This window comes from Salinivibrio sp. ML290, from assembly GCF_001995695.1.
Classification (GTDB): Bacteria; Pseudomonadota; Gammaproteobacteria; order Enterobacterales; family Vibrionaceae; genus Salinivibrio; species Salinivibrio siamensis.
In genome coordinates this window covers 1-6,624 of record NZ_MUEY01000027.1, presented here as the reverse complement: position 1 = coordinate 6,624, position 6,624 = coordinate 1, and the positions used below count along the sequence as shown (strand labels likewise).

Annotated in this window: 4 protein-coding genes and 2 rRNA genes; 5 read left to right on the top strand and 1 reads right to left on the bottom strand. The window is 49.5% G+C overall.

Going from position 1 to position 6,624, the window contains the following annotated elements; genetic code table 11:
- Both BZG23_RS16220 and rrf read left to right on the top strand, forming a co-directional pair.
- Positions 1 to 144 (top strand): 23S ribosomal RNA (locus BZG23_RS16220); the annotation flags it as partial.
- A 115-nt stretch (positions 145 to 259) separates the two neighbouring features.
- Positions 260 to 375: ribosomal RNA gene (gene rrf / locus BZG23_RS16215) — 5S ribosomal RNA — on the top strand.
- Positions 376 to 779: 404 nt separating this feature from the next.
- Here the strand turns inward: rrf and bamD are convergent.
- Entirely contained in the window at positions 780 to 1,505 is a 726-nt protein-coding gene (bamD, locus tag BZG23_RS16210) for an outer membrane protein assembly factor BamD (RefSeq protein ID WP_077579590.1), read from the bottom strand.
- A 198-nt stretch (positions 1,506 to 1,703) separates the two neighbouring features.
- On the opposite strand from bamD, the gene rluD reads away from it, so the two are divergent.
- The 3 genes from rluD (at position 1,704) to clpB (ending at position 6,054) form a co-directional block, all read left to right on the top strand.
- The gene (gene rluD, locus BZG23_RS16205) at positions 1,704 to 2,678 is read left to right on the top strand and encodes a 23S rRNA pseudouridine(1911/1915/1917) synthase RluD (protein WP_077607541.1); all 975 of its coding nucleotides are present in this window, start codon (positions 1,704 to 1,706) and stop codon (positions 2,676 to 2,678) included.
- Positions 2,678 to 3,400 carry a peptidoglycan editing factor PgeF gene (gene pgeF, locus BZG23_RS16200; RefSeq protein WP_077607540.1) on the top strand — a complete coding sequence of 241 codons (723 nt, stop codon included), beginning with the start codon at positions 2,678 to 2,680 and terminating at the stop codon, positions 3,398 to 3,400. The genes rluD and pgeF overlap by 1 nt, the downstream gene beginning before the upstream one ends.
- Positions 3,401 to 3,477: 77 nt before the next feature.
- Positions 3,478 to 6,054 carry an ATP-dependent chaperone ClpB gene (clpB, locus tag BZG23_RS16195; RefSeq protein WP_077579593.1) on the top strand — a complete coding sequence of 859 codons (2,577 nt, stop codon included), beginning with the start codon at positions 3,478 to 3,480 and terminating at the stop codon, positions 6,052 to 6,054.
- The last annotated feature ends 570 nt before the right edge of the window (positions 6,055 to 6,624 follow it).

The following is a 6,624-nucleotide window of genomic DNA, read 5'->3' as shown; positions in this document are numbered from 1 at the left end:
GCGAAGCTGGCCCCGAGATGAGTCATCCCTAGAGCTTCGAGCTCTCTAAAGGGTTGTTCTAGACTAGAACGTTGATAGGCAGGGTGTGTAAGCGCTGTGAGGCGTTGAGCTAACCTGTACTAATTGCCCGTGAGGCTTAACCATACAACACCCAAGAGGTTTTGGGTTGGACTTGAAATAAGCCAGTTGATTGTGGCGAGAACGAACAGCTTTCTAGATTACGTGTTTTGACTGAAAAGTGAAGACACACCMAATTTTGCTTGGCGACCATAGCGCTTTGGACCCACCTGAYTCCATGCCGAACTCAGTAGTGAAACGAAGCAGCGCCGATGGTAGTGTGGGGTCTCCCCATGTGAGAGTAGGACATCGCCAGGCTCTGATTATAAATTGCGCCTATTGCTTGCGATTTTTGATAGCTGCGATGCTCATGTATTGGCATACACTGTGCGTCTTGCTTCAAAACTCACTGCGCATAGCTCGCAATTTAAGCATCAAAGCAGATTGACGTAAGACTTTGATGAGAAAACACCAAGCCCTGACCTGACGGTCGGGGCTTTTTTGTATCTATAGCAAGATATCACGCGTTTTGATTCAATAACTTACCGCTTCAAACTCTATAAACCGTTATACCTCAATAATGTATATCTGTGCTCACTCAACGCGGAAGCCGAGAGTCGATTCCAATATTACTCGGTAAAGCGCGCTTTTCACCGGTAATCTATAGACATAAAAAAACCTCCTTTGCGGAGGTTTTGATTATCAAGCTTGTTGACTCCCTATTACGCTGGATTCTTGGCGATCAGTTTTCTTGTTCGCTCTGCGGGTTCATCGAGTCCAAGCTTTTCATAGGCTTTAAGCATTAAAGGGAGTGACGCTCTGGCCGCTTCTGTATCAGGGAAGTCACGCTGCAACGCTTGGCAACGATTAACCGCGGCAACCCAAGCTTCTCGACGAATGTAGTAATCTGCTGCGGCGAGCTCATAGTTAGCAAGGCGGTTTTTTAATGCGGTCATCCGCGCTTTGGCATCTGCGGCATACTCACTGTTTGGATAGCGCTCAAGCAGGCGACGAAAATCGGCAAATGCTTTGCGTGCTGGCTGAGGATCTCTGTCGTCCCGCTCCATACGAAGAATATCGTGAATGAGGCTACGATCTTGCGCCATATGGGTAAGGCCACGCATATAAACCACCCAGTCACTTTCTGGGTGCGCAGGGTGCATACGCATAAAACGATCAATGGTTGCCTCGGCTAAAGCCAAGTCATCATTTTTGTAATATGCATAAATCAGATCCAGCTGCACTTGATCAGAATAAGCACCAAAGGGATAGCGTGAATCCAGTGCTTCCAGCTTTTCAATAGCGGTTATCCAAGCCCCTTGATTTAACTGCGCTTCAGCATCCTGATACAGTTTGGATGGCGGATCGTCTTGGACGACTTGGTCGTTACTTGAACAACCGGCGAGTAGAGAGGCTGCGAGTAGTGCAGTCAGGGTTAGGCGTTTCATGGGTTATCGCACTTCCTTGAAAAGTTTTTATGCCATCTGGATTACGGTCGCAGCGGCAAACAGATACAATGTCATTATTCCGGCTATTTTATCCAGTGACAGGCGACTATAGCAAAAGGCGTTGATAGGCGATATGCCGAGCGCCACTATAACGACTGTCGCGAGGGTTTAGTCATAGAAATCATAGAAAAGTTCGATATGGCACAACAGATAGAATTATCCCACCAGATCCAAGACCATCAACTAGGTCAACGGCTTGACCAAGCCATTGCTGAGTTGTTTCCTGACTACTCACGCTCTCGGATCAAGACTTGGATCCAAGCCGGCCAGGTATCACTCGATGGTGTGGCCATTGATAAGCCGCGCCAAAAAGTGATGGGCGGAGAAAACGTTGAGATCACTGCGGAAATTGAAGATGACGATCGCTGGATAGCGCAAGATATTCCGCTAGATATTGTCTATGAAGATGATGACTTGTTGGTGATTAATAAACCTGCGGGGCTGGTTGTTCACCCAGGCGCAGGTTGCCCTGATGGCACTTTACTGAACGGTCTGTTGTATCGTTATCCGGAAATTGGGGACGTACCTCGGGCAGGGATAGTGCATCGTTTGGATAAAGACACCACGGGATTAATGGTGGTCGCTAAAACTATTCCGGCACAAACCCGTTTGGTGCGTGCACTACAAAAGCGGAAAATTACCCGTGAATATGAAGCCATTGCGATTGGTAATATGACCGGTGGGGGGATGGTGGATAAGCCGATTGGCCGCCATTCGACCAAGCGTACCCATATGGCCGTGCATGAGCTAGGTAAACCCGCGATCACTCATTATCGCGTCGCAGAACATTTTCGTGGTCACACACGATTACGGTTGCGGTTGGAAACGGGCCGTACCCACCAGATCCGTGTCCATATGGCCTACTTAAATCATCCTCTAGTGGGTGATCCCTTATATGGCGGGAAGGCCAAACCGCCTCGTCACGCTGACGATGAGCTTGTACAAAGTCTGCGCCAATTCCGACGCCAGGCATTGCATGCGGCCATGCTACGCTTAGATCACCCTGTTAGCGGTGAGTTGATGGAATGGCATGCACCGATCCCCGACGATATGGTGGCCTTGACTGAACGGTTAAGAGACGATCAAACCCAATATGGAGAAGAGGACTACTGATGTATTGCCTTCAGCCTGATTGGCCCGCTCCGAGTAACATACGAGCGCTGACCACCACGCGTATTGGTGGTGCCAGTCAAGGGAGCTTTTCGGGTTGGAATCTTGGCATGCATGTTGGCGACGCCCCTGAAGCTGTGGGTCAAAATCGCGCACTGCTTGCACAGCAGGTAAGTGGGGATATCACTTGGCTTGAACAAGTCCATGGTACACACGTTGTCCACTTGCCGACCCGCTCGCCTCATCCACAGGCAGATGCGGCCTTCACCGATACGACGGGTCAAGTGTGTACCATCATGACGGCTGATTGTTTGCCTGTGCTCGTTTGCAGTGACGATGGTCAGCAAGTCGCTGCTGCCCACGCAGGTTGGCGAGGTTTATCGTCTGGCGTGTTAGAAGCGACGCTATCTCTGTTCTCCGATCCCAATCGATGTCTTGCCTGGTTAGGGCCAGCCATTGGGCCACAGGCTTTTGAAGTTGGGGAGGAGGTGATCGAGGCGTTCGTAACGCACTCACCGAAGGCGATGTCGGCATTTACCGCAAAAGGAAACGGTAAGTATTTTGCTGATCTTTATCACCTTGCGAAGCAACGACTCCAACAGGCTGGCGTTACTGCTGTTTATGGTGGGGAGTTTTGTACCTACCAGCAGGCGGATCAGTTTTATTCGTATCGACGAGATGGGCAAACAGGCCGGATGGCAACCTGCATCTGGCGGGTGAAATAAAATCGACAAAGGTGCTTGAAAAGCGCCGCAATCGTGCCCATTTATTCATCAACTAGAGGTGTTAAGTGGGAGGAACTATGCGCCTTGACCGATTTACGAGTAAATTCCAAATTGCGATTTCTGATGCGCAATCACTGGCATTAGGGCGAGATCACCAGTACATCGAGCCTGTTCATTTGATGACCGCACTCCTGAACCAAGACAGCAGTGCCATCCGCCCGTTATTGACCATGCTGAATGTGGATGTGAGCCAGCTGCGTTCCAGCCTTTCTGAGTTATTAGACCGCTTACCACAAGTAACGGGTACCGGTGGCGAGGTTCAGCTTTCAAACCACCTGGGTACGTTATTTAACCTGTGCGACAAAATCTCGCAAAAGCGTAAAGATAAATATATCTCGTCAGAGCTTTTTGTTTTGGCTGCGGTGGAAGATAAAGGTCAGTTGGGCGAGCTGTTACGTAGTCACGGTTTAACATCGCAAAAGGTTGAAGAAGCGATAGAGAAAGTCCGTGGTGGGCAGCAAGTGGATGATCCTAACGCGGAAGAGAACCGCCAAGCCCTCGAAAAATTCACCATTGATCTTACTGAGCGTGCAGAGCAAGGCAAGCTCGACCCTGTCATTGGCCGTGATGATGAAATCCGTCGTACGGTGCAAGTGTTACAACGCCGTACCAAAAATAACCCAGTGCTGATTGGTGAGCCTGGCGTGGGTAAAACGGCCATCGTGGAAGGCCTGGCTCAACGCATTGTGAATGGTGAAGTGCCAGAAGGACTTCGTAGCAAACGCGTACTCTCTCTTGATATGGGCTCACTGGTCGCAGGCGCGAAATACCGTGGTGAATTTGAAGAACGTTTAAAAGCGGTGCTGAATGAACTGGCCAAAGAAGAAGGCAATGTCATTCTCTTTATCGACGAACTTCACACCATGGTGGGCGCAGGTAAAGCTGAAGGGGCCATGGACGCGGGCAACATGCTTAAGCCTGCCTTGGCACGTGGTGAACTCCATTGTGTGGGGGCAACTACGCTGGATGAATACCGACAGTATGTGGAAAAAGATGCGGCACTAGAACGCCGTTTCCAAAAAGTGTTGGTGAGTGAGCCGAATGTCGAAGACACGGTGGCCATTTTGCGAGGCCTCAAAGAGCGTTATGAGTTGCATCATGCGGTAGAAATTACCGATCCGGCTATCGTAGCTGCTGCGAGTTTGTCACACCGCTATATTGCTGATCGGCAGCTGCCAGATAAAGCCATCGATCTGATTGACGAGGCTGCGTCTAGTATTCGGATGCAAATAGACTCTAAGCCAGACTCACTCGACAGGCTTGAGCGTCGCATTGTGCAACTGAAGATAGAGCAGCAAGCGCTGGAAAAAGAAGAAGACAGTGCGAGCCAAAAGCGCTTAGAAACGCTTCGCGACGAGCTAGAAGCAAAAGAGCGCGAGTATGCAGAATTAGAAGAGGTCTGGAATACTGAAAAAGCCGCTGTATCTGGTGCTCAACACATCAAAGCAGCGTTAGAGCAAGCGCGTACTGATATGGAAATCGCACGTCGAGCCGGCGACTTGAGTCGGATGTCAGAGCTGCAATACGGCAAGATCCCTGAACTAGAGAAGCAATTGGATCTTGCCAGCCAAGCAGAGATGCAGGAAATGACGCTGCTTAAAAACCGTGTCACGGATGCAGAGATTGCTGATGTTATCGCACGGCAAACAGGCATCCCAGTGTCGCGTATGCTTGAAAGCGAAAAAGAAAAGCTGCTCAAGATGGAGTCAGCATTGCATGAACGCGTGATAGGGCAAGATGAAGCGGTGAGCGCTGTTGGTAATGCTATTCGCCGTAGCCGTGCCGGTTTGGCGGATCCGAATCGCCCAATTGGTTCATTTCTCTTCTTGGGCCCAACGGGGGTAGGTAAAACCGAACTTTGTAAATCACTGGCTGAATTCATGTTTGACAGCCGTGATGCCATGGTACGGATTGATATGTCCGAATTTATGGAGAAGCATTCCGTGGCTCGCCTTGTGGGTGCACCCCCAGGTTATGTGGGTTATGAAGAAGGGGGGTATCTGACCGAAGCGGTACGTCGTCGCCCTTACTCTGTCATTCTGCTCGACGAGATAGAGAAAGCTCACTCGGATGTGTTTAACATCTTGCTACAGGTGCTGGATGATGGGCGCCTGACGGATGGTCAAGGCCGCACTGTCGACTTTCGCAATGCGGTGGTGATCATGACGTCAAACCTTGGCTCAGAGCAGATTCAGGCGCATTTCGGTGAACTGGACTATGCGGGTATAAAACGCACCGTGATGGAAGTGGCTGCAAATCATTTCCGTCCAGAATTCATCAACCGAATCGATGAAGCGGTGGTGTTCCACCCATTAGCCGAAGACCACATCAAAGAGATTGCAGGTCTACAGATGCAAGAGCTGGCTCATCGTATGGCCGAAAGAGACTTTAAGCTTGAGGTCTCAGACGCAGCCTTGGCAAAAGTGGCTAAAGGTGGCTTTGACCCCGTCTATGGTGCGCGTCCACTCAAACGTGCTATCCAGCAGACAATTGAAAACCCGCTTGCTCAGCAAATTCTAAGTGGCGAGCTGATACCAGGGCGGCCTGTTTTCCTCGATGTTGAAAACGATCAAATCATCGCAAAACAGGACTGATAGATACTTATTGAGCGAAAGCCACCGACTTTAGGTGGCTTTCTGCTTAGTTTTCGCATGGAAATGCTCAGTAATAATGCACCTTGTTGGCTTTTTGCTCGCTTGAAATGTTTTTATCAAAAACTCCTTGCGTCAAAAAATCACCTCTCTATAATGCGCTCTCGTTGGCACGGCAAGCCGCGCTAACAACGGCAAAACAAACAAGCAAAACAAAATGCTTGACTTGTTGCCAAAGTGGCGTAAGATGCCACTCCCGCTCAAGATTGAGCGGCGCTCTTTAACAATTTGACCTATGCAATCTGTGTGGGCACTCGTTGAGAATAGACAAAAAGATTTATTCGATGAACTGAGTGACCAAACGACAACTTTAATAGTTGTTCGGCACAGTCAATTCGTTTTTCTCTTCGGAGAGAAACAGTAATCAGTATTCATTGAGCTGAAACTTCGGTTTCGAAAAAACTTAAATTGAAGAGTTTGATCATGGCTCAGATTGAACGCTGGCGGCAGGCCTAACACATGCAAGTCGAGCGGAAACGGCAGTATTGAAGCTTCGGTGGATTTACTGGACGT

Excerpts from the sequence above, each read along its gene's own strand:
- bamD (WP_077579590.1), bottom strand. The coding sequence starts at position 1,505 with ATGAAACGCCTAACCCTGACTGCACTACTCGCAGCCTCTCTACTCGCC.
- pgeF (WP_077607540.1), top strand. The coding sequence starts at position 2,678 with ATGTATTGCCTTCAGCCTGATTGGCCCGCTCCGAGTAACATACGAGCG.
- clpB (WP_077579593.1), top strand. The coding sequence starts at position 3,478 with ATGCGCCTTGACCGATTTACGAGTAAATTCCAAATTGCGATTTCTGAT.
- rluD (WP_077607541.1), top strand. The coding sequence starts at position 1,704 with ATGGCACAACAGATAGAATTATCCCACCAGATCCAAGACCATCAACTA.